Genomic DNA, 21281 nt, shown 5'->3' on the forward strand with positions numbered 1-21281 from the left:
TTTCCTGTGACTCTGGAAGACCATGTCGAAATTCTTCGAGGAAACCGGGCCCGAATTCGCTGTCGCCATGCGCGGCTACGACCGCAATCAGGTCGAAGAGTTCACCTCCCGGCTGTACCAGAACATCAAGACCCACGAGCAGCACCGCGACGAGGCGTCGCGGGCATTGGAGGCCGCGGAACAGCAGCTGCGCCGCGCCGAGGAGCGCATCGGCGCCCTGGAGCGCCGCGTCGCCGACAGGGCCACGCAGATCGCCGAGGCCGAGGCCCCGACCCTCGCCGGGCTCGGCGCGCGCGTCGAGAAGATCCTGCGCGCCGCCGAACAGGACGCGGGCGTCCAGAAAGCCGACGCGAAGCGCCAGGCCGCCTCGATGCTGGGCGAAGCCCGCGCCGAAGCCGAGTCCATGATCCGCACGGCCCACACCGAGGCCGCCGACATCACCGCCACCACCGACCAGGACGTCACCGAGATCCGCGCCCGAGCGGTCAACGAGACGACCGAGCTGCGCGAGAACGCCCGCCGCAACCACGATCTGGCCATTGCCGACGCCCACCGCGAAGTCCAGACCGCGCAGAGCCAGTCGCGCGCCGAGGCCGAGAAGACGCGCTCGAAGGCCGAACGCGAGATCGCGGTCCAGCGGGCCACGGCCGAACGCGAGGTCACCGAGCTGAAAGCGCACGCCGCCCGCGAGGCGGACGAGCAGCGCAACGCCGCCCAGCGACTCCTGGCCGAGGCCGCCGAGCACCGCAAGAAGAAGACCCAGGAGCTCATCCTCGCCGAGGCCGACCGGCGCGAACGGGCCCAGAAGGAGGAGGCCGACCGGCACCAGCAGGCCATCGCGACCGCGCAGCGGATCGTCTCCGAGGCCGAAGACCGGCTCGCCCTCGCCGAGGAACGCGCCCGCAGCTCCGAGAACCGCGCCGTCGAGCGCCGCGAGGAGGCCGACCAGCAGGCGAAGGACGCGCTGCACCGCGCGGTCGAGCAGGCGAAGGTCGTCAAGTCCGATGCCGTGAAGGAATCGGAGCGGCTGCGCCGCACCGCGCAGGAGCGGGCCGCCGAACGCGTCCAGCCCCTCGCCGAAGAGGTCGAGGCGCTGGCCCGACAGCGCGACAGCGCGGGTTCGAACCTGACGGACCTGCGCCGCCAGCTGGGCCTGGTCTCGGGGGAGGAGGAGCCGGTCCTCGTGGGGGCGTCCGCTTCGTCCTCGGGTTCGTCGACCGGGTCGAGCTTCGACCTGCCGTCGGCGGGCAGCGGATACGAGTCCCCGTCGATGGGGGTCTTCGAGTCCGAGTCGGCGCCGCTGCCGATCAACAGGCAGCGGGACGGTTCCGACATCGACCGCACCCAGCAGCTGCCGGTGGTCCGCTAGCCCGATCCGAGCAGCAACGCCGCGCGCCGCGGTCAGCCGGGAAGGGAGCGAAAACGCTCTCCGCACTGGCCGACCGCGGCGCGGCCCTATATTATAAATAAAATGAACAAATTCGGCGGGGGCGCGACACCGCCCGCCCGACCCCCCGGGCCCGCGAAGCCACGCGAGCCGACAGCGCTACGACAACGACCACCACAGGAGCCCCCGCACATGCAGCGCCGCATCTCGCTGATCCCGCAGCCGCAGCAGCTCACCGCCGCAGACGGCGACCTCGACCTGAGCATCCTCGGCGCCATCGCCGCAGCACCCGAGCTGCACCCCCTGGCCTGGCTCCTCTCGGACCTCCTCCACCGCGGCACCGGCCTGCGCCTCCCCGTAGTGCGAAGCTCCGCCACGGACCCGGTCGAAGGCCGCGTCCTCCGCCTCGGCCTCACCGGCGACCGCCCCGAGGACTTCACCACCGCCGCCGAGGCCTACCGGCTCGACGTCACCCCCGACGGGGTCGCCCTCACCGCCGCCCACCCGGCCGGCATCGCCCGCGGCATCGCCACCTTCCGCCAGCTGCTCCCCGCCGACGCCCTCCGCGAGGCCCCCGCCGCCGACCCGATCATTCCGCTCGTCCGGATCGTCGACGAGCCGCGTCTGCGCTGGCGCGGCGTCATGCTCGACGTGGTGCGGCATTTCCAGCCGAAGGACTTCGTGCTCAAGATGATCGATCGGGCGTGGCTCCACCGGCTCAACGTCGTCCATCTGCATCTCACCGACGACCAGGGCTGGCGTTTCGAGGTGCCCTCGCGCCCGAAGCTGACTGAGATCGGTTCCTGGCGCGCCGAGACCAAGGTCGGTCACGCGCGCGACGAGGCCGCGGGCTACGAGCCGACGCCGCACGGCGGGTTCTTCTCGGTCGCGGACCTGCGCGAGATCGCCTCGTACGCGCGCGAGCGCCACATCATGATCGTCCCCGAGGTGAATCTCCCCGGGCACGCCCGCGCGGTGCTCGCGGCCTACCCCGAACTCGGTGCGGGGCGGCACCAGTCCGTGTGCCCCACGTTCGGCGTCTTCGAGGAGGTGCTGGAGCCGACGCAGGCGGCGCTGGACTTCGCGCTGGAGGCGTACACGGCGATCGCCGAGGTCTTCGACGGGCCGTTCATCCACATCGGCGGCGACGAGGTGCCGATGACGCAGTGGGAGTCCTCTCCGATCGCCCGGAAGCTCATGGAGCGCGAGGGCATGGAGGACGTGCGCGGTGTGCAGGCGTGGTTCACGAGGGCGTTCTGCGCGCATCTGGCGAAGCTGGGCAAGCGCGTGATCGGCTGGGACGAGATCCTCGACGGCGGCGCGCCCGCCGAGGCCGCGGTGCAGGTCTGGCGCACCCAGGCGTATGTCGAGAAGGCCCTCGAGGCCGGGCACGAGGTGCTGGTCAGCCCGCAGACGCACGTCTACTTCGACCACTACGAGAGCGACGGGGAGCGCGAGCCGCTGCGCATCCACGGCCTCACCCCGATCGAGAAGGTCGCGGCGTGGGATCCGGCCCCGGCGGGGATCGACGAGTCGCGGATTCTCGGTGCGCAGTGCCAGTTGTGGTCGGAGTACCTGCCGAATCCGCGCGACGTCGAGTACGCCGCGTTCCCGCGCCTGGCCGTCTTCGCCGAGGTCGCCTGGACGAACCTCGAGGTGCGCGAGGCGGATCCGGTCCTCGACAGGCTCGGCGTCCATTTGGAGCGTTTGCACGCCATGGGGATCGGCTACCGGCCGCTCGAGGGGCCGAAGCCGTGGCAACAGGGCGGGACGGGCCGCTACCGCCGCTTCGACTTCGAGTTCACCGAGCCTGAGGTCGCTTAGGGCCCGTCCGGTGAACCCGGATGGCCCTGGCCTGCGAATGGTCTTGGTGGGGAACGAAACCCGTGCGGGCCGCTCAAGCGGCCCGCACGGGTTTCTCTACTATGAATCGCAGTCCCCGACGGCGGCGTCGGCGCATTGCGGGTCAGCAGCAGGGTCAGCAATCGAGACCGCCGGTGCCGCCGCCGGGGAGTCCGCTCCAGGGCCCGAGGGCCCGGAAACTCCCGGTCCGGGTTACGGGCGGCCGTAACCGACGATGGACCCGCCGTAGTCGAGGTCGACGATCTTCACCACGGTCGTCGAGTTCGGGGCGTGGATGATCTCGCCGCCGCCGATGTACATTCCGACGTGGGCGAGGTCGTTGTAGAAGACCAGGTCGCCTTCTTGGAGCTCGTCGCGGGAGATCCGCGCGGTCTCGTCCCACTGCATCGCCGCGTTGTGCGAGAGGTTCACGCCGACGGCGGCCCAGGCCTGCTGGGTGAGGCCCGAGCAGTCCCACTCGTCCGGGCCGGCCTCGCCGTACACGTACGGCTCGCCGAGCTGTTCGATCGCGAACGCCACGGCGCCGGAGGAACCCTCGTAGTTGTATTCGGGCGGCGGGTGCTCCTCGGCGTAGGCGTCCTCGTACTCCTCCTCGAGGTCGTCGATCTCGGCCTCGATCTCCTCCTGCTGCTTCTCGATCTCGCCGAGGATCTCGTCGGCGCTGTCCTTGAGCGTCTGCAGTTCCGTGCGGCGGGTCTCGAGCTCCTGGATCTGGGCCAGGTTCGCTTGCAGCGCTTCGGTCTCGGCGGTGGTGAGGTTGTCGAGGTACATGAGGCGGTCGGCGAAGTCGGCGGGGTCGCCGTCGAGCACGGAGTTGACCATGGCGTACTCGCCGTTGGTGTAGGCCGAGGCGGCGTACTCGGCGAGGGCCTCGTTCGCCGCGGCGGTCTCGGCTTCGAGCGCGGGGAGCTGCGCTTCGATCTCCTCGATGAGCTCGTTGGCGTCGTCGAGTTCCTCGCGCTTGGCGTTGTAGTCCTCGATGACCTTCTCGAGGTCGTCGTGGCGCTTGTCGATCTCCGCCTGGATCTCTTCGCTCGTCTGCGCGTTCGCCGAGGAGGTCGTGAACAGCGCGCCGGTCAGCGGGAGCAGTGCTGCGGCAGCTATGGCGGCAGTGATTCGCCGGGTACGCACCAGGGAGGCGCTCCTTCCTTTGGCCGCCTACCGGGTTAGCTGTCGGGTTCGGGCGGAAGGAAGGGTCGCCCTACGCGCCCGAGGACGCGATTCACCCCGTCGGCCCTGCTTGGAATGCCGACTGCTGGTTCCCCGGTTCAGTGAACGGCACCAATTGATGGCTCGCAAGCTTCGCCAGAACTGGGCTTCACCGACTCGGCGGTGCCGCGCGGCGGGTGCGGGGTGCCCCCGAGTTTCCGACGCGACGCGTTCACGTTAGAGGCCCTTGTGGCCCTTGACAAGGGCGGGGGGAGAATTTTTCACACAATGGCACGGAATACTACGGGCCGCTGCACCTGGCTAACGAGCAGTTGCCGAGATACCCCTAAGGGGTATACAGTGGCGGCAGGAGGGAAACGACATGAGCGAGCAGACCGACCGCACCGGAGTCGCCGGCGACACGCCCCCGGCACCGGAAGCGCACGGCCACGACGGACGTTACTGGTACCACGGAGACAAAGCCGCGCTCACCCGCCGCCTCAAGCGCATCGAGGGGCAGGTCCGCGGGATCCAGCGGATGGTCGAGGACGACCAGTACTGCATCGACATCCTGACCCAGATCTCGGCGTCCACCAAGGGACTCCAGGCCGTGGCGCTCAACCTCCTCGAAGGCCACCTGGCCCACTGCGTCGCGGAGGCGCAGACCTCGGGTGACCCGACCGCCGCCGAAGCCAAGGTCAAAGAAGCCTCGGACGCGGTGGCCCGACTGCTCAGAACCTGAACACCCGCGCCGAGCCGCTGACCGGCTCGCGCACCCCGCCAACCGAGCCGCCGGCTCACCCACCGAGCCTCCAGCGGGCTCGCAAACTCGCCTTAGGAGAACCCATGGAAACCGTGTACGTCGTCAAGGGCATGACCTGCGGCCACTGCGTCGGCAGCGTCACCCAGGAGATCTCGGCGCTTCCCGGCGTCGAAGGCGTCGACGTCGCCCTCGAAACCGGCAAGGTCACCGTCAAGAGCGAAGCCGCACTCACCGAGGACGCGGTCCGCGAAGCGGTCGACGAGGCCGGCTACGAACTCGTCGGCGTATCCGAATAGTCCACCGCGCCACGGCCCTGAACACCCGTTCACCGGGAGTTCAGGGCCTCGTCATTGCCGCCGACGCGACTCGCTGCGATACAGTCGACGGCATGGCAGTCTCCGACGACGAGCGTTCCGTCGAACTCGACGAGGACTTCTCGGTGCTCCCGGACCAGACCTCCGACGACACCGACCGAGGCTGGGGCGAGACCCCCGTCCGGCGCCCCCGCAAGTCCGAATTCTCCGTCCGCGACCTCGACCTCCTCGCCGAACGCCCCCCGCACTGGTAGGAGCGCGACGGGGGACACGGCCCCGCGGACCGCATCCCCCTGGCGCCGCAGGCCGCCCCGGACTACGCGTCCGGGTTGTACTTGGTGTAGCAGGTGTGCGCCGTACCCGCCTCGGTGGTCGCGTACGACCACTCGCCCGCTTCGGCGACACCCCGCTGGGTGTTGCCGCCCATCATCGCGGTGGAACTGTGCCGCTGAGTCGGGTGGTAGTAGTTCGAAATGCACTTGGTCGACCACCACTGCGACCCCGTCGCCGTCCCCTGGCACCACGTGCCGCCGCCGATGTCCTGGCACGTCACCGTCTCCCGAATGAACGTCGGCACCGCGGCCTGGGCAGTCGTGGCGGTACCGGCGACCAGCATCGTCGCGGCCGCGAGGACCACCAGGACGTTCCGTGTTGTGCGCTGCATTGCGCGAGCTCCTTTCCCGTCGTTCGCCCCTGGGGCGCAAGCCAAGTGAAACTATCACCCGAGGTAGTGCAAAGCTCACGTTCAGCGAGATGCGCGATCGACAGTCAACATTCCGACACCGGACCCGACGACCCCGCCCGACGAGCAAAGGCCCGGACCCCGGAGAGGGAGGCTCTCCAGGACCCGGGCCTTCGTTCACCTGCCCGTCTCGGCGACGCTTGCGAGCCGCACTTCGACTCACGGGCAGGATTTCCGTGTCGAGCAGTGGTCTTCGTCTTAACCCTTCACTGCCCCGCCGGTCAGACCGGACACGATATAGCGCTGCAGACTCATGAACACCGCGACGGTGAGCACCGAAGTCAGCAGCGTCCCCGCCGCGAAGATCCCGAAATAACTCGCCGGCGAATTGTCGGCCGTCAACGTCTTCAACCCCACCGCCAGCGTCATCTCCGGCCGGTCCGTCAGGAACAACGACGCCAGAATGAAATCGTTCATCGTCCCCACGAACGCCAGAATCCCCGAGATCGCGATGATCGGCGCCGCCAGCGGCAGGATCATCCCGAAGAAGATCTGCGCATGCGTCGCCCCGTCGATCGTCGCCGCCTCGTCGAGCTCCTTCGGGATCGTGTCGAAGAACCCCTTCATCAGCCACGTCGAGACACCAAGCGCCCCACCCATGTACACCAGCATCAACCCGAGCTTCGTGTTCAGGCCCGCCACCGGATAGAACTCGCCGATCGACCCGAAGATCAGATACAGCGCCACCACCGCCAAGAACGCCGGGAACATCTGGATCAACAGCAGGAACAGCAGCATCGGCCGCCGCCCCTTGAACCGGAACCGGCTGAACGCGTACGCGGCCAACGACGAGATGAAGATCGAGATGAACGCCGCCGGGACCGCGATCACGATCGAATTCATGAACCACCGCCCGAACGGCACGTTCGGATCGGTGAACAGCTTCTGGAAATTGCCCAGACCGAACGACGTCGGCAGCAGACTCGTCGAGGACATCGTCCCGTTCGGATTGAACGCCGCCGAGATCACGTAGACGATCGGGACGAGCCCGAACGCCAGGACGGCGATCGCGACCAGATGCCTCCAGCCCGACTCCCCGGCCCACTTCACCAATGGGGACTTCGCCTTGCGCTCCGGTGCAACGGTGTGCGTCATGAGTACACGTCCTCCTGGTTGCGGGTGAAGCGGAACATGAACGCCGAGATGGTGGCGACGATGAGGAAGATGAACACGCTGATGGCGCTGGCGAAGCCGTAGTCGGCGCTGGAGGCGCCGAAGGCCTGGCGGAACGCGTAGGTGATGAGGATGTCGGTGCCGCCGACGGCGTCGCCGGCCTTGAACGGGTTGCCGCCGCTGAGCAGTTCGATCGCGTTGAAGTTGTTGAAGTTGAACGCGAAGCTGGAGATCAGCAGGGGCGTCAGGGCGATGAGCAGCAGCGGGAGCGTGATCTTGCGGAACGCCGTCATGCCGGTGGCGCCGTCGATCTTGGCGGCCTCGAGCGAGTCCGCCGGGAGCGCCTGGAGGGCGCCGAGGCAGATGAGGAACATGTACGGCCAGCCGAGCCAGGTGTTGGCGATGAGGACCATCGCCCGCGCCGACCAGGTGCCGCCGTACCAGTTGACGTTCAGGTTGAACAGGTCGTTGATGAGGCCGAAGTCCCGGTTGAACATCTGCGCCCACACCAGCAGCATCGCGAACGACGGCATGGCGTAGGGCAGGATCATGAGGGTCCGGTAGGCCTTGGTGCCGCGCATGCTGGGCTTGTTGAGGGCCATGGCGGTGCCGAGGCCGATCGCGAAGGTGAACAGGACCGACCCGGCCGCGAACATGATGTTCCAGGTGAAGACCCCGAGGAAGGGGCCGCGGATCTCGGGGTCGGTGAGCACGTCGAGGTAGTTGTCGGCGCCGATGCTGACGCGCCAGCCGACGAGGGCGGCCTTGCCGTCCTCGGTGAGGAAGGTGCCGGTCTCGTTGTCGGCGTTCCAGACGGTGCCGGTGGCCGCGTCGGTGATGCAGTCGCAGGCCTCGTCGTAGGAGCGCGTCGAGGTGCCTTCGAATGCGGAGAGGCCCTGCACTTTGATGCCGGATTCGTCGCCGGTGGGTACGGCGAGCGCGGTCAGTTCGGCTTGGCGCTCGTTGAGTTCGGCGAGGGTCCACACGGTGTACCCGGGCGCGCCGGTGATGCGCCCGGTGCCGTCCACCGTGGCGCCGGGGAGTTCGGCGAGGCCCTCTTCCGTTCCGGCCCAGGTGGAGCCGTCCTGCGTGTCCGTCAGGAGCAGGGTGAGTTCACCGGAGGCGGACTCGCCGACGGCGAACAGGTACGTGGCGCCTCCGGGGGTCTGCTGCACGCCCGCGGCGATGATCGCCTCGATGGCCTGGTCCTTGTCGACGCGGTGGCCGTCCCCGTAGTTGGAGAAGGACGTGCCGATGGTGAGGACGACCGGGAGGATCTGGAAGGCGAGGAGCAGCAGTGTGCCGGGGATCAGGTATTTGAGCTGGATGGCCCGGCGCTGGAGGTAGACGTAGAAGAGGACGGCGACGACGGCCGCTTCCAGTGCGAGACCCCACCAGGCCTCGGCGGCGATGAGCGGCAACGCCGCCCAGACGGCCAGCGCGGCCGCCGCCGCGAGTACAGCGATCTTGATGATCAGACCCGCGGCGGTGGCTGAGCCGGCCGTCCGGGAACGTTGTTCGAGCACCGTGCGTTCGTTCCTTCGCTAGTCGGAGATTGCCGGGTTCGCTAGGCGCCGACGGCGTCGCGGATGGTCTGCGCGGCGGTCGTCGCGGCCTCTTCGCCGGTGGAGACGCCGTCGATCGCGTCGGCCTGGGCGCGGCCGAAGGGCTCCCAGACGGCGTTCATCGCGGGGATGTTCGGCATCGGGACGGCGTTCTCGCCGGCGGCGGCGAAGCCCTGGACGTCGGCGTTGTCGGCCGCGTAGGCCTCGGCGGCGGCGGTGAGCGCCGGGAGGCGCCCGCCGACTTCGGCGAGTTTCAGCTGCAGGTCGTCGGTGAGGACGTAGTTGGTCACGAACTCCTGCGCGAACACGGCGTTCGCGGCGGTCGCGGAGACGTAGAAGCCCTGGACGCCGAGGAACGGCGAGGCCGGGCCCTGGCCTTCGAAGCCGGGGATGGCGGTGACCTCGTAGTTGAGGCCGGCGGTCTGGACGTCGGTGAGCGCCCAGGGGCCGGAGATCAGGAACGCGGTCTTCTTCTCGACGAAGAACGGGATCGTGTTGGAGGCGTCGATGGTGGTCTTGAGGACGCCGGCGGCGCCCAGCTCGGCGAACTTCTCGAAGGCGGCGATGCCGCCGGGGGAGTCGACGCCGACGTCCGTCGGGTCGAGGGTGCCGGTGCCGTCGTCCTTGAACAGGTAGCCGCCCATGGAGGCGAACAGCGGGTAGGCGTTGTAGGCGTTGCCGTCGACGCCGGTCTCGACGGTCAGCACCTCCTGGGTGCCCGCGGCCTGGCCGGCCGCGATGAGCTCCTCGAAGGTGGCGGGGGCTTCGGGCGCGAGGTCGGTGTTGCGCAGGAGGCCGATGTTCTCCATCGCGTAGGCGACCCCGTAGACGTTGCCGTCGACGGTGAAGGCCTTGACGGCGGTCTCGTTGAGGGCGGCCGACTTGTCGGCGCTGAGCGTGATGGGGGCGACGACGCCGTCGGCGGCGAGCTGGCCGGCCCAGTCGTGCGCGCCGACGATGATGTCGGGGCCCTGGCCCTGCTCGGCGGCGGCGAGGAAGTCCTCGCGGAGGGTCTCGACGTGCTCTTCCACGGTGACCTTGACGCCGACCTCCTGCTCGAAGTGCTTCACGAACTCCTTGAGGACGGGGGTGCGGGTCTCGTCGGCCCAGATGACCAGCTCGCCGGAGAACTCGGGGCTCTCCTCGCCGCCGTTGCCGGCGCTGTCGTCGCCGCAGGCGGCCATGGTGCCGAGTGCGGCGGCCGAGACGGCGGTGATACCCAGGGTCCTTCTACGCATGTCTGTTCTCTCCTCATTGAGGGGCCCCGGGGCGGGGGCCGGTGACCGGGGGCTCGCGCCCCGAACTTCCTCGAACATTAGCAAGATGTTTCAGAAACAGGAAACCCTTGCAACCAAACTGTTGCCAAATTTCAGATAGGCTACGCTGTCATCATGCGGCTTCGACTCTCTGACATCGCCCGGCAGGCCGGGGTCAGTGAGGCAACGGTGTCCCGGGTCCTCAACGACAAACCCGGCGTCGGTCAGCAGACCCGACAGTCCGTCCTCACTGCCCTCGACGTGCTCGGATACGAACGCCCCCAGGCCTTGCGCAAACACGCCATCGGCCTCATCGGCCTCGTCGTGCCGGAACTGGAGAACCCGATCTTCCCGCTGTACGCGCAGACGATCTCCAATGTGCTCGCCGGGTCCGGCTACACCCCCGTTCTGTGCACGCAGACGCCCGGCGGCGTCTCCGAGGACGAGTTCGTGGAGATGCTCCGCGAACGGGCCGTCGCGGGCATCATCTTCGTCTCCGGGCTCCATGCGGACACCACCGCCAGCACCGAGCGATACCAGGAGCTCAAGGACAAGCGCCTGCCCGTCGCGTTCGTGACCGGCCACCCCGAAGGCGTCGAAGCCGCGTCCTTCTCCTGCGATGACAACGTCGCCGCCCGCATCGCGGTCGAGCACCTCGCCGGGCTCGGCCACACGCGGATCGGGCTCGTCTCGGGCCCGGACCGCTACTGGCCGGTGCGCCGCAAGATCTCCGGCTACCGGGCCGCCATGCAGCACGTGGGCCCCGAGCTCATCGAACTGACGCTCTTCGGCGAGCAGGGCGGCCACGCGGCCGCCTCACGCCTCATCGAGCGCGGAGCGACCGCCGTCGTCTGCGGCTCCGACATGATGGCCCTCGGCGCGATCCGCGCCGCCGAGGAGCGCGGCATGAACGTCCCGCAGGACTTCTCCGTCGTCGGCTACGACGACTCGCCGCTCATCGCCCACACCAACCCCCCGCTCACGACCGTGCGGCAACCGGTGCGCGACATCGCCACCGCGGCCGCGCGGGCCCTGCTCGACGAGATCGCCGGGCAGCCCACGCCGTCGTCGGAATACCTGTTCCGGCCCGAACTCGTCGTACGCGGTTCCACCGGTGCGGCACCCCGAGAAGACTGAAAGGTTTTGCACCGATGAGTGAACACTGGTGGCGCGACGCGGTCATCTACCAGGTGTATCCGCGTTCCTTCGCCGACGCGGACGGCGACGGCATGGGCGACCTCGAGGGCGTGCGCTCCCGCATCCCCTACCTGGCCCGGCTCGGCGTCGACGCCATCTGGCTCTCGCCGTTCTTCGCCTCGCCCCAGAACGACGCGGGCTATGACGTCTCGGACTATCGGGCGATCGAACCGCGCTTCGGCGACCTCGCGGATTTCGATCGGATGCTCGAGACCGCGCACGCGCACGGCATCCGGCTCATCGCCGACCTGGTCCCGAACCACACGTCGTCCGAGCACGCGTGGTTCAAGGCCGCGCTCGCCGCGGAACCGGGCTCGCCCGAGCGCGCCCGCTACTGGTTCCGCGATGTCGACCCGGCGCACCCGGACACGCCGCCGAACAACTGGCAGTCGATCTTCGGCGGCCCGGCGTGGACGAAGACCGACGACGGCCGGCAGTGGTACCTGCACTTGTTCGACTCGACGCAGCCGGACCTGAACTGGGAGAACCCCGAGGTCCACGAGGAGTTCGAGTCGATCCTGCGGTTCTGGCTGGACCGGGGCGTGGACGGCTTCCGCATCGACGTCGCGCACGGCATGGTGAAGGCCGAGGGCCTGCCCGACACGGGCGGTGACGGCTCGATCGAGATGATCGGGACGACGCTCGCGCCGTTCTTCGACCAGGACGGCGTGCACGACATCTACCGCACGTGGCGGCCGATCATCGAGGAGTACGAGGGCGACCGGATCTTCGTCGCCGAGGCGTGGACCGACTCGGCCGAGCGCCGCGCGCTCTACCTGCGCCCTGACGAGCTCCACCAGGCGTTCAACTTCGACCTGGTGCTCGCGCCGTTCAGGGCCGCCGATTTCCGCAAGGCGATCGACGCGGAGATCGCGAACAACGCGGGTGTCGGCGCGCCGTGCACGTGGGTGCTCTCCAACCACGACGTGCAGCGGCACGTGACCCGCTACGGCGGCGGCGAGGTCGGCCTGGCCCGAGCGAAGGCCGCGACGCAGCTGCTGCTGTCGCTCCCGGGCGTCGTGTACGTCTACCAGGGCGAGGAGCTCGGCCTGAACGAGGTCCTCGACCTCCCGGCGGAGGTCCGCGAGGATCCGACGTTCTTCCGCACCAACGGCGAGCAGATCGGCCGCGACGGCTGCCGCGTCCCGCTCCCGTGGACCCGCGAAGGCGACTCGCTCGGCTTCGGCACGGGCGGCTCCTGGCTGCCGCAGCCCGCCGGCTGGTCCGAGCTCTCGGTCGAGGCCGAGGACGGGGCCGAGGGCTCCACCCTCGAGTTCTACCGTGCGGCGATCAACCTCCGCAAGACCTTGCGCTCCGGCGTCACGGGCCTGACCTGGCTCGCCGACCCCGGCGAGGACGCCTTCGCGTTCGACAACGGCGCCCTGGTCTGCGTCGTCAACTTCAGCGACGAACCCGTCCCGGTCGCCTCCTACGGCACCGAGATCCTCCTGGCGAGCAGCCCCGTCACCGACGGCCTGCTCCCGGCGGGATCCACGGTCTGGTTCAAGAAGTAATACGTGCATGAGGCATCGGGCCCGCGGCGAAAGCCGCGGGCCCGATGCCTCATGTCCTGGTGGTTTACCAGTTGTCTTCGCGTCGGTGGGTATGCGGGTCAGTCGAAGCCACGAAGGGCCCGGCCGCATCGCGGCCGGGCCCTTCTCGTTCGCCTTGCGGCGGTTGCCTACTTGATCTTGTTGCCGGCGGAGCGGAGCTGCTGGCAGGCTTCGACGATGCGGGCGGCCATGCCAGCCTCGGCGAGCTTGCCGTAGGCGCGCGGGTCGTAGGCCTTCTTGTTGCCGACCTCGCCCTCGACCTTGAGCACGCCGTCGTAGTTGCGGAACATGTGGTCGACCACGGGACGCGTGAACGCGTACTGGGCGTCGGTGTCGATGTTCATCTTGATGACGCCGTGGTCCACCGCGTCGCTGATCTCCTGCGCGGTCGAGCCGGAGCCGCCGTGGAAGACCAGGTCGAAGGGCTTGTCCTTGCCGACCTTGGCGCCGACCGCGTCCTGGATCTCCTTGAGGATCTCGGGGCGGAGGTGGACGTTGCCCGGCTTGTAGACGCCGTGCACGTTGCCGAAGGTCAGGGCCGTCATGTAGCGGCCCTTCTCGCCCGCGCCGAGCGCTTCGACGGTGGCGAGGCCGTCTTCGACGGTGGTGTAGAGCTTCTCGTTGATCTCGGCTTCGACGCCGTCCTCTTCGCCGCCGACGACGCCGATCTCGATCTCGAGGATGATGTTGGCCTTGGAGGTGCGGGCGAGGAGCTCCTGGGCGATCTCCAGGTTCTCCTGCATCGGCACGGCCGAGCCGTCCCACATGTGGGACTGGAAGAGCGGGAGCTCGCCGCGGGCCACGCGCTCTTCGCTGATGGCGAGGAGGGGGCGCACGAACGAGTCGAGGTTGCCCTTCGGGCAGTGGTCGGTGTGCAGCGCGACCTTGACCGGGTAGTTCTTGGCGATCTCGTGGGCGGCGGCCGCGAGGGCGACCGAGCCGGTCACCTTGTTCTTGATGGTCGGCCCGGAGAGGTACTCGGCGCCGCCGGTCGAGACCTGGACGATGCCGTCGGACTCGGCCTCGGCGAACGCGGCCAGCGCGGCGTTGAGCGTCTGCGTCGAGGTCACGTTGATGGCCGGGTAGGCGAAAGAGCCAGCCTTCGCCCGGTCGAGCATCTCGTTGTATTCCTCGGGTGTTGCGATAGGCATGCTGCCTGCTCCTTAGACAAGTCGTTGATTGCTCCCCGACCGGGGCGGGACTCAGACGCCGCTGTCTGATGGCCTCGAACTATTGCATCGAGATGAAGTATTGCCCACAGCCGTGTGAAGGCATAACTCAGGCTACCTGGTGGTTCGCTGGCCGGGAGGGCTTGGGCGCGTCTACGGTGGGTTATATGAACTATCACCGGGAATGGGCGGACGAGAGCGACGAGTTGTCCGAGTTCGACCTGGCTGACTCGGGCGAGCCTCCGGCCGACGAGGACCCGGAGGCCGCCCTTGAGGAGCCGAACGGGGACTTCCCCGAGGAGGTGAACCCGGCCGACGTGGCCGAGCAGCGCCAAGAGGTCCCCGAGGATGAGGACGAGCACCCCGAGTAGCGCGGAAGGCCCGGCCTCCGCTCGCGGAGACCGGGCCTTCCTCCAATCGCTGGTGACCGTGCCCGGCGACGCTATTCAGGCAAGCTGGGCTGCGCCCAGCTTGTCGAGCACCCAGGCCAGGTTGAAGGCCTCTTCCTCCCAGGCGTCGTAGCGCCCGGAGCGGCCGCCGTGCCCGGCCTCCATCTCGGTCTTCAGGAGCACGTCGGAGTCCGGGCTCTCGTGCCGCAGCTTCGCGACCCACTTGGCGGGCTCGTGGAAGCCCACCCGCGTGTCGTTGAGGCTGGTCACGGCCAGGATCGACGGGTAGCGCACGTCCGTGACGTTCTCGTAGGGCGAGTACGACTTCATGTACTCGTACACCTCGGCGGACTCGAGCGGGTTGCCCCATTCCTCCCATTCGATGACGGTGAGCGGCATGGTCGGGTCGAGGATCGTGTTGAGCGCGTCCACGAACGGCACGTCGGCGAGGATGCCGGCGAAGCGATCGGGCGCCAGGTTCGCGACCGCGCCCATGAGCAGGCCGCCGGCGGAGCCGCCGCGCGCGACGATCCGGTCCGGCGCGGCCCACCCGACGCCGACGAGGTGCTCGGCGCAGTCGACGAAGTCGGTGAACGTGTGCCGCTTGTGGAGCAGCTTGCCCTGCTCGTACCACTGGCGGCCCATCTCGCCGCCGCCGCGGATGTGCGCGATCGCGAACACCACGCCCCGGTCGAGCAGGCTCAGCCGCGCGATCGAGAAGTACGGGTCGATCGAGTGCTCGTAGGAGCCGTAGCCGTACAGCAGGCACGGCGCGGTCCCGTCCGCGGCGACGCCGCGCTTGGCGACGATCGAGATCGGCACCTTCGTGCCGTCGGCGGCCGTCGCCCATTCGCGGTACTGCACGTAGTCGGCGGGGTCGAAGTCGCCGAGGACCGGCGTGCGCTTGCGCAGGTGCAGTTCAGCGGTGTCGATATCGTAGTCGTACACCGAGGACGGCGTGACGAGCGACGTGTACCCGAGGCGGATCTGCCGCGAGTCGTAGTCGGGGTTCTCCCCGAGCCCGACGGCGTAGATCGGCTCCTCGAACTCGATTTCGGTCAACCGGCCGAAATCCTGCCCCTCGTCGCTGCCGAGGATCGCGACCTGCGAGAGCCCGGCCCGGCGCATCGACACCACGACATGGTCGGCGAACGCGTCGGCGGACTCGAGCCGTACGGCCTCGTCGTGGGCGAGGACCTCGTGGAACTGCGCGGTGTCCTCGACCGGCGTCCAGCCGAGCGTGAAGTTCTCCGCGTCCTTGTTGTGCAGCACCCAGAACCGGTCGCCCTGGTGGTCGACGGAGAGCTCGACGCCCTGCACCCGGCCGTTCCCGAAGACCTGGAACTCGCCCGTCGGGTCGGCCGCGTCCAGGTACTGCACCTCGGTCGTGATCTTCGAGCCGGACACGATGAACAGGTACCGCTCCGAGCGGGTGAGGTCGATGCCGGTCCAGAACCGCTCGTCGTCCTCCTGGTGCACCAGCACGTCCTTGTCCTCGTGCTCGCCGAGGACGTGCCGCCACACCTGGTACGGCCGCCACGCGTCGTCCACTTTGGTGTAGAAGAAGACGGAGCCGTCGAGCGACCACGAGCCGCCGTAGAAGACGTTCGGGATGTCGTCCGGGAAGTCGTCGCCCGTGCGCAGGTCCTTGAACCGCAGCGTGAACCGCTCGTCGCCGGAGTAGTTCACGGCGTAGGCGAGCAGGTTCCCGTCCGGCGAGACGTCGCACGTCCCCAGGGAGAAGAAGTCGTGCCCCTCGGCGAGTTCGTTGCCGTCGACCAGGATCTCCTCGCCCTCGATCGCCGTTCCCGCCTCGATCTCCGGCGGCGTGTCGCCGTCGGCCTTGAGGCGGCACTGGATGCCGTACTGCTTGCCCTCCTCGGTGCGGCCGTAGTACCACCAGCCGCGCTTGCGGACCGGGACCGACAGGTCGGTCTCCTGCGTGCGGGACTTGATCTCACCGAAGATGCTCTTGCGCAGCGCCGCGAGGTGGGCGGTGCGCGACTCGGTGTAGACGTTCTCGGCCTTGAGGTACTCGACCGTGGCGGGATCCTCGGGATCCTTGAGCCAGGCGTACGGGTCGTTCACGGTGTCGCCGTGGTGAGTACGCGGGTGGTCGCGGCGGGGGGCCGCTGGTTTCGCTGCTTGCGTTTCCGACATGCCTCAACTGTAAGGGCCGCGGGCGGGACGCGCCGGTCACAGCACGGCCGCCTCGCTCCGCACATAAGTTACTCATGAGTAACATACTTGCTATCATCAACCCGCGCAATCGCCCGAAACCGGGCACACCGGCCTGTGAGGATAGTGTCCATGAGCGACAGGAGCGACGAACCAGGGCCAACGCCCGAAACGCCCGGCACCGAACGCGACGCCGCCAACCCCCCACCCGCCCCCAGCGGCGACCCCGACGCACCCGAACGCACGCCAGAACCGACCCAAACACCGCCACCAGAGGCCACCGCGACACCACCACAGCCCCACCACACCACCTCGCCCGCAAACGAATACCCCGCCGGACGGTCGAACGGCCACGCCGCGACCCACACCCGACCCGCCCTCGCCGCAACCGGACCCGAACCCGCCGACCGAGACACCGCCGCCTCGAACCACGACCTGCCACCCCGCGCAGCCGCCGGCCCGCTCCAACACACCGCGATCCTCGACCGCCCGAACGGCACGCCCTTCCTCGCCGCCCAAGACCTCACCGCGACCGGCCGCCAAGGACGGATCTTCACCGACATCACCGTCACCGCCGGCCTCGGCCAGCTCGTCGCCCTCTGCGGCGACGGCGGCGAAGGCCGCTCCTCACTCCTCCTCGCCCTCACCGGCCGCTTCCCCTTCCACCGCGGCACACTCCACGTCGACGGCCAGACCAAACCCGGCCACATCCGCCGCCGCTTCACCATCGCCCAGGCCGGACCCCCCATCCGCCTCGACCCCTACGCGACCGTGGGCAGCTGCATCAAGGAGACCATCACCGTCTCCAACGGCACCGCCACCCGCACCAACATCAACGCCTGGCTCGACCGCCTCGCCGTCGGCGTCGACACCGGCGACACCTTCGGCTTCCTCCCGCGCATCGACCAGATCCGCTTCACGATCGCCTGCGCCGCCGCCGCCCGCACCCCCGCGATCGCCGTCGACGACGCCGACACCGGCCTCGACACCTGCGGCTCCGAACGCGTCTTCGACGCCCTCCGCACCGTCGCCGACGCCGGCCAACTCGTCCTCGCCGTCTGCACCCGCTCAGACCCGCCCGCCGACACCGTCGTCGACCTCCGCGCCCAACCCGCACCGACCGCAAGCGCCCACCACGGACGCGACCGAAACGGAGGCCACCGATGAGCCCCTTCAAACTCGCCGCCGCCGAACTCGGCCGCTTCCGCGGCCACCCCATCCGCAGCGCCGCCCTCGTCGCCATCGTCCTCATCCCGCTCGTCTACGGCGGCCTCTACCTCTGGTTCGCCTGGGACCCCTACGGCAAACTCGACCACATGCCCGTCGCCGTCGTCAACGAGGACACCGGAGCCAGCGTCGAGACCAACGGCGAGACCACCGCGATCAACGGCGGCGACCAACTCGTCGACCAACTCAGAGAAGACCGCATCTTCGACTGGCAGTTCGTCTCCGCGAGCGAAGCCCGCCGCGGCCTCGAAAACGGCGACTACTACATGGTCATCACCGTCCCCGAAGACTTCTCCACCCGCCTCGCCAGCCTCTCCGGAACCGACCCCGAACAGGCCACCGTCGAATTCGACCTCAACGACGCCAACGGCTACGTCGCCGGCATCATGGCCTCCACCGTCGAATCCGAACTCCGCAACCAGATCAACACCGCCGTCTACGTCACCTTCGCCACCACCATCTTCGGCGACCTCACCGAACTCAACCAAGGCCTCACCGAAGCCGCCGACGGGGCGAGCCGACTCTCCGACGGCATCGGCAGCGCCCAAACCGGCGCCGCGCAACTCGAAACCGGCCTCGCCGACCTCACCACCGGCGCCCAACAGGTCGCCGACGGCGCAGACCAAGTCAGCGACGGCGTCGACCAAGCCGTCGACGTCGCCCAACCCGTCGTCCAGACCCTCGCCGACAACTGGTCCCAGATCCAGACCGGCGCCGCCTCCGCCGCCGACCTCGCCGACCGCGCCGACAGCGACCTCGACACCGTCTACGGCACCCTCTGCGGCACCGACACCGCCGACCCCGACGCCTGCGCCCGACTCCAGACCTACATCGACGACGCCAACACCGTCAACGACGACATCCAGACCACGAACACAGCAGTCCAGGACACCTCCACGGACACCCTCGACCAGGCCTCCAGCGACCTCACCGCCCTCAAGACCGGCGCCGCCGACGTCGCCGACGGCGCCTCCCAAGTCGCCGACGCCGCCGCCACCGCCCAAACCGGCGCGAGCGACCTCGCAAGCGGCCTCACCGACCTCCAGGACGGCGCCGACACCCTCGCGTCCTCCCTCACCACCGCCGCCGCAACCGTCCCGAGCACCAACCCGGCAGACGACGCCGACAACGCCGAGGCCTACGGCAGCCCCGTCACCATCGACGAGGAGAACCTCAACGCCGCCGGCACCTACGGCCGCGGACTCGCGCCCTTCTTCATCGCCATCGCACTATGGGTCTTCGGCCTCATGGGCTACCTCGTACTGCGTACGGTGAACAGTCGGGCGCTGGCCGGACCGCTGCGCTCCGTCCCGATCGCGATCGGCGGCTGGCTCCCCGGCGCGTTCCTCGGCATCCTGTCGGCGCTCGTCCTCTACCTCGCGGTCGAGCTCGGGCTCGGCCTCGACCCGAAGGACGCCCTCGACACGGTCGGCCTGTCGATCCTCGTGGTCCTGACCTTCACGGCCATGGCGCACCTGTTCAAGCTCGCGTTCGGCACCGCCGGGAGCCTGCTGCTGGTGGTGCTCCTGATGCTGCAGTTGACGAGCGCGGGAGGTCTGTATCCGGTGGAGACGACGCCGGGGTTCTTCCAGGCGCTGCATCCGCTCCTGCCGATGACCTATGTGGTGGACGCACTGCGCGTGACCATCAGCGGCGGCGAGACTGCGCACGTCGTCAAGGCGCTGCTGGTCCTGGCCGCCTACCTCATCGGTTCCTTGGCGCTCGCGTCCCTGGTCGTGGCCTCGCGCCGCAGGTGGAAGCCCGACAGTCTGAACGAGCCGCTCCAGGTCTGAACCGGTGCGCGAACGGCCCGGTCGCCGTTGGGCGACCGGGCCGAAGCCCTTGCATCACCGCTCGATGAGCGCCGCGAGCCCGTCGAGGGTCCGCCCGAGTCCGAACTCGAAGGCGTGCTCGGCGTTGTACGCCGCGTCGTGCGCCTCGCCCGCGGCCTGGCCGACGCGGACGGCGGTCGGGAAGCGCTCGGTGTCGAGGACCTTCGCGAGCAGGGGCCCGTTGGCCTCCCACCACTCCTGGTCGTCCATGCCGGTGGCCGCCCGCTCGGCCTCGGACTGGGCCGCGTCCTGGGCGGCGGAGCGCACGAAGGCGAGCAGGTACGCCAGTGCGTCGTCCATCTCGACATCGTCCAGCCCCAGGCCCTCCAGGGCCTGCAGCTCGTGCTCGTACTTGGCGCACTGGCCCGGCCCGAGCGGCGGGCGGCCCGGTGAGGCCGCCGCGGCCCATGGGTGCTCCCGGTAGAGCGCGTAGTTGTCCCGGGCGACGGCGGCGAGCCGCTCCCGCCACGGCCCTGTGCCCGGGGTCCGCCCCATGCGCTCGAAGAGCGCATCGAGCATCAGGGCGACGAGCTCGGTCTTACCCGGCACGTAGGTATAGAGCGTCATGGGGGCCTTCCCCAATTCCTGGGCGAGGCGGCGCACGGTGACCGCTTCCAGCCCTTCGGCATCGGCCAGTCCGATCGCGGCGGCGACGATCTCGTCGACGGTGAGCTTCTTGCGCGGCCCGCGCCCCGTCTCCGGGGCGGCCCTCCAGAGCAGCTCGAGCAGGTTCGGCTTCGGTGTTTCAGTGGCGGCAGTCACGGGGGAATTCTAGCCGAGAAACTTGTACGCCGTACAGCGTACATTGTACAATATACAACGTACGAAGAAAAGGAGTCGCACATGCGCATCACCTCATCCGCCGTCTCGCTCAACGTCGCCGACCCGAACGCCTCGGCTGAATTCCTCAAGCGCCACTACGGATTCGCGGAGGACATGGCCGCGGAAGGCTTCGTCTCGCTCTCGCGCCCGGACGCCGGCTTCAACGTCATCTTCCTGAAGACCGGCCTGCCGACCTTCAAGCCCGAAAGCGCCAAAGGCCACGCCGACGGCCTGCTCCTCGCCTTCGTCGTCGACGACATCGACGCCGAATACGCCCGTGTCCAAGCCGAGGGCGTCGCCATCACCACGCCGATCGAGACCGAGGAATGGGGCGAGCGCTACTTCCAGACCGCGGATCCGAACGGCGTCATCATCCAACTGGTCCAGTGGATGACCGAGCCTGATGCAACCGCGGGCTCGTGACCGGCGTTGTCGGCGCGGTCCACGAAGTTATCCACAGGAAGGCAACTCGCTGTTGCCTCTCGGCGACAACTCGTGACATGGTTGCGCCATGCGTCGAACGAACCGCCCCGCCGGCACCGCAATCGCCACGGTCCACAAGGCCGTGACCAGCGCGAATGTCGTTGCGCGGAACGTTATCCACAGGCGGAAACTCACTGTTGCGGGCGAACTACCGACTGTGTCAGCCTTGGTACAAAAACACGTCATCTGGCCCTGCGGGATGGCGGCGACACCAAGGGGATTCGCGAACGTCGCCATACCGAGACCGCGCGCGGCACTCCAGCCGCGCGCGATCCCCGC

20 protein-coding genes and 1 riboswitch are annotated in these 21281 nt (G+C 68.8%); of the genes, 11 read left to right on the top strand and 9 right to left on the bottom strand.

Going from position 1 to position 21281, the window contains the following annotated elements:
* The first annotated feature begins 22 nt into the window (after positions 1-22).
* Positions 23-1369 (top strand): hypothetical protein, encoded by a 1347-nt coding sequence (locus JHY01_RS24630; RefSeq protein WP_205328366.1) that lies wholly within the window; start codon positions 23-25, stop codon positions 1367-1369.
* Between the two features lie 210 nt (positions 1370-1579).
* Positions 1580-3211 (top strand): beta-N-acetylhexosaminidase, encoded by a 1632-nt coding sequence (locus JHY01_RS24635; protein WP_205328367.1) that lies wholly within the window; start codon positions 1580-1582, stop codon positions 3209-3211.
* Between the two features lie 231 nt (positions 3212-3442).
* On the opposite strand, the gene JHY01_RS27940 is transcribed toward JHY01_RS24635, so the two are convergent.
* Complete coding sequence (locus JHY01_RS27940) at positions 3443-4381, bottom strand: NlpC/P60 family protein (protein WP_205328368.1); 939 nt, start codon at positions 4379-4381, stop codon at positions 3443-3445.
* 8 nt (positions 4382-4389) lie between these two features.
* A riboswitch (cyclic di-AMP (ydaO/yuaA leader) is annotated at positions 4390-4541 on the bottom strand.
* 240 nt (positions 4542-4781) lie between these two features.
* Here JHY01_RS27940 and JHY01_RS27520 point away from each other — a divergent pair.
* The 3 genes from JHY01_RS27520 (at position 4782) to JHY01_RS24655 (ending at position 5730) form a co-directional block, all read left to right on the top strand.
* A complete protein-coding gene (locus JHY01_RS27520; RefSeq protein ID WP_205328369.1) occupies positions 4782-5141 on the top strand; it encodes a metal-sensitive transcriptional regulator in 360 nt (119 codons plus the stop codon).
* Positions 5138-5458 (top strand): heavy-metal-associated domain-containing protein, encoded by a 321-nt coding sequence (locus JHY01_RS24650; RefSeq protein ID WP_374199593.1) that lies wholly within the window; start codon positions 5138-5140, stop codon positions 5456-5458. The genes JHY01_RS27520 and JHY01_RS24650 overlap by 4 nt, the downstream gene beginning before the upstream one ends.
* 92 nt (positions 5459-5550) lie before the next feature.
* On the top strand, positions 5551-5730 hold the full coding sequence (locus tag JHY01_RS24655) for a hypothetical protein (RefSeq protein ID WP_205328371.1): 180 nt from the start codon (positions 5551-5553) through the stop codon (positions 5728-5730).
* Positions 5731-5792: 62 nt separating this feature from the next.
* Here JHY01_RS24655 and JHY01_RS24660 read toward each other — a convergent pair whose 3' ends face one another.
* The 4 genes from JHY01_RS24660 to JHY01_RS24675 all read right to left on the bottom strand — a co-directional run bounded on the left by JHY01_RS24660 (position 5793) and on the right by JHY01_RS24675 (position 10134).
* The gene (locus JHY01_RS24660; protein ID WP_205328372.1) at positions 5793-6140 is read right to left on the bottom strand and encodes a lactococcin 972 family bacteriocin; all 348 of its coding nucleotides are present in this window, start codon (positions 6138-6140) and stop codon (positions 5793-5795) included.
* Positions 6141-6416: 276 nt separating this feature from the next.
* On the bottom strand, positions 6417-7313 hold the full coding sequence (locus JHY01_RS24665) for a sugar ABC transporter permease (protein WP_205328373.1): 897 nt from the start codon (positions 7311-7313) through the stop codon (positions 6417-6419).
* Positions 7310-8857, bottom strand: a complete 1548-nt coding sequence (locus JHY01_RS24670) for an ABC transporter permease subunit (protein ID WP_205328374.1) — start codon at positions 8855-8857, stop codon at positions 7310-7312. The genes JHY01_RS24665 and JHY01_RS24670 overlap by 4 nt, the downstream gene beginning before the upstream one ends.
* Positions 8858-8898: 41 nt before the next feature.
* Positions 8899-10134 (bottom strand): maltose ABC transporter substrate-binding protein, encoded by a 1236-nt coding sequence (locus JHY01_RS24675; RefSeq protein ID WP_205328375.1) that lies wholly within the window; start codon positions 10132-10134, stop codon positions 8899-8901.
* A gap of 153 nt (positions 10135-10287) precedes the next feature.
* On the opposite strand from JHY01_RS24675, the gene JHY01_RS24680 reads away from it, so the two are divergent.
* Entirely contained in the window at positions 10288-11289 is a 1002-nt protein-coding gene (locus JHY01_RS24680) for a LacI family DNA-binding transcriptional regulator (RefSeq protein WP_205328376.1), read from the top strand.
* Positions 11290-11303: 14 nt separating this feature from the next.
* Positions 11304-12863, top strand: coding sequence for a glycoside hydrolase family 13 protein (locus tag JHY01_RS24685; protein WP_205328377.1), 1560 nt, complete (start codon positions 11304-11306; stop codon positions 12861-12863).
* A 167-nt stretch (positions 12864-13030) separates the two neighbouring features.
* Here the strand turns inward: JHY01_RS24685 and fbaA are convergent, their stop codons facing one another.
* Complete coding sequence (gene fbaA / locus JHY01_RS24690; RefSeq protein WP_205328378.1) at positions 13031-14053, bottom strand: class II fructose-bisphosphate aldolase; 1023 nt, start codon at positions 14051-14053, stop codon at positions 13031-13033.
* Between the two features lie 185 nt (positions 14054-14238).
* On the opposite strand from fbaA, the gene JHY01_RS24695 reads away from it, so the two are divergent.
* A complete protein-coding gene (locus tag JHY01_RS24695; protein WP_205328379.1) occupies positions 14239-14442 on the top strand; it encodes a hypothetical protein in 204 nt (67 codons plus the stop codon).
* A gap of 75 nt (positions 14443-14517) precedes the next feature.
* Here JHY01_RS24695 and JHY01_RS24700 read toward each other — a convergent pair whose 3' ends face one another.
* Positions 14518-16620, bottom strand: coding sequence for a S9 family peptidase (locus JHY01_RS24700; RefSeq protein WP_205328380.1), 2103 nt, complete (start codon positions 16618-16620; stop codon positions 14518-14520).
* Positions 16621-16770: 150 nt separating this feature from the next.
* Between JHY01_RS24700 and JHY01_RS24705 the strand changes: the two genes are divergently transcribed.
* Positions 16771-17805 (top strand): hypothetical protein, encoded by a 1035-nt coding sequence (locus tag JHY01_RS24705; protein WP_205328381.1) that lies wholly within the window; start codon positions 16771-16773, stop codon positions 17803-17805.
* Positions 17802-19658: a YhgE/Pip domain-containing protein gene (locus tag JHY01_RS24710; RefSeq protein ID WP_205328382.1), complete on the top strand. Its 1857-nt coding sequence runs from the start codon at positions 17802-17804 to the stop codon at positions 19656-19658. Before JHY01_RS24705 ends, JHY01_RS24710 begins: the two co-directional genes overlap by 4 nt.
* Before the next feature lie 54 nt (positions 19659-19712).
* Here JHY01_RS24710 and JHY01_RS24715 read toward each other — a convergent pair whose 3' ends face one another.
* On the bottom strand, positions 19713-20459 hold the full coding sequence (locus JHY01_RS24715; RefSeq protein WP_205328383.1) for a TetR/AcrR family transcriptional regulator: 747 nt from the start codon (positions 20457-20459) through the stop codon (positions 19713-19715).
* Positions 20460-20540: 81 nt separating this feature from the next.
* On the opposite strand from JHY01_RS24715, the gene JHY01_RS24720 reads away from it, so the two are divergent.
* Positions 20541-20942 carry a VOC family protein gene (locus JHY01_RS24720; RefSeq protein WP_205328384.1) on the top strand — a complete coding sequence of 134 codons (402 nt, stop codon included), beginning with the start codon at positions 20541-20543 and terminating at the stop codon, positions 20940-20942.
* A 27-nt stretch (positions 20943-20969) separates the two neighbouring features.
* Here JHY01_RS24720 and JHY01_RS24725 read toward each other — a convergent pair.
* Positions 20970-21281 (bottom strand): hypothetical protein (locus tag JHY01_RS24725; protein ID WP_205328385.1); only part of this gene is annotated, 312 nt, incomplete at its 5' end.

The organism is Glycomyces sp. YM15 (genome assembly GCF_016918015.1).
In the GTDB taxonomy this organism is placed as follows: Bacteria; Actinomycetota; Actinomycetes; order Mycobacteriales; family Micromonosporaceae; genus Glycomyces.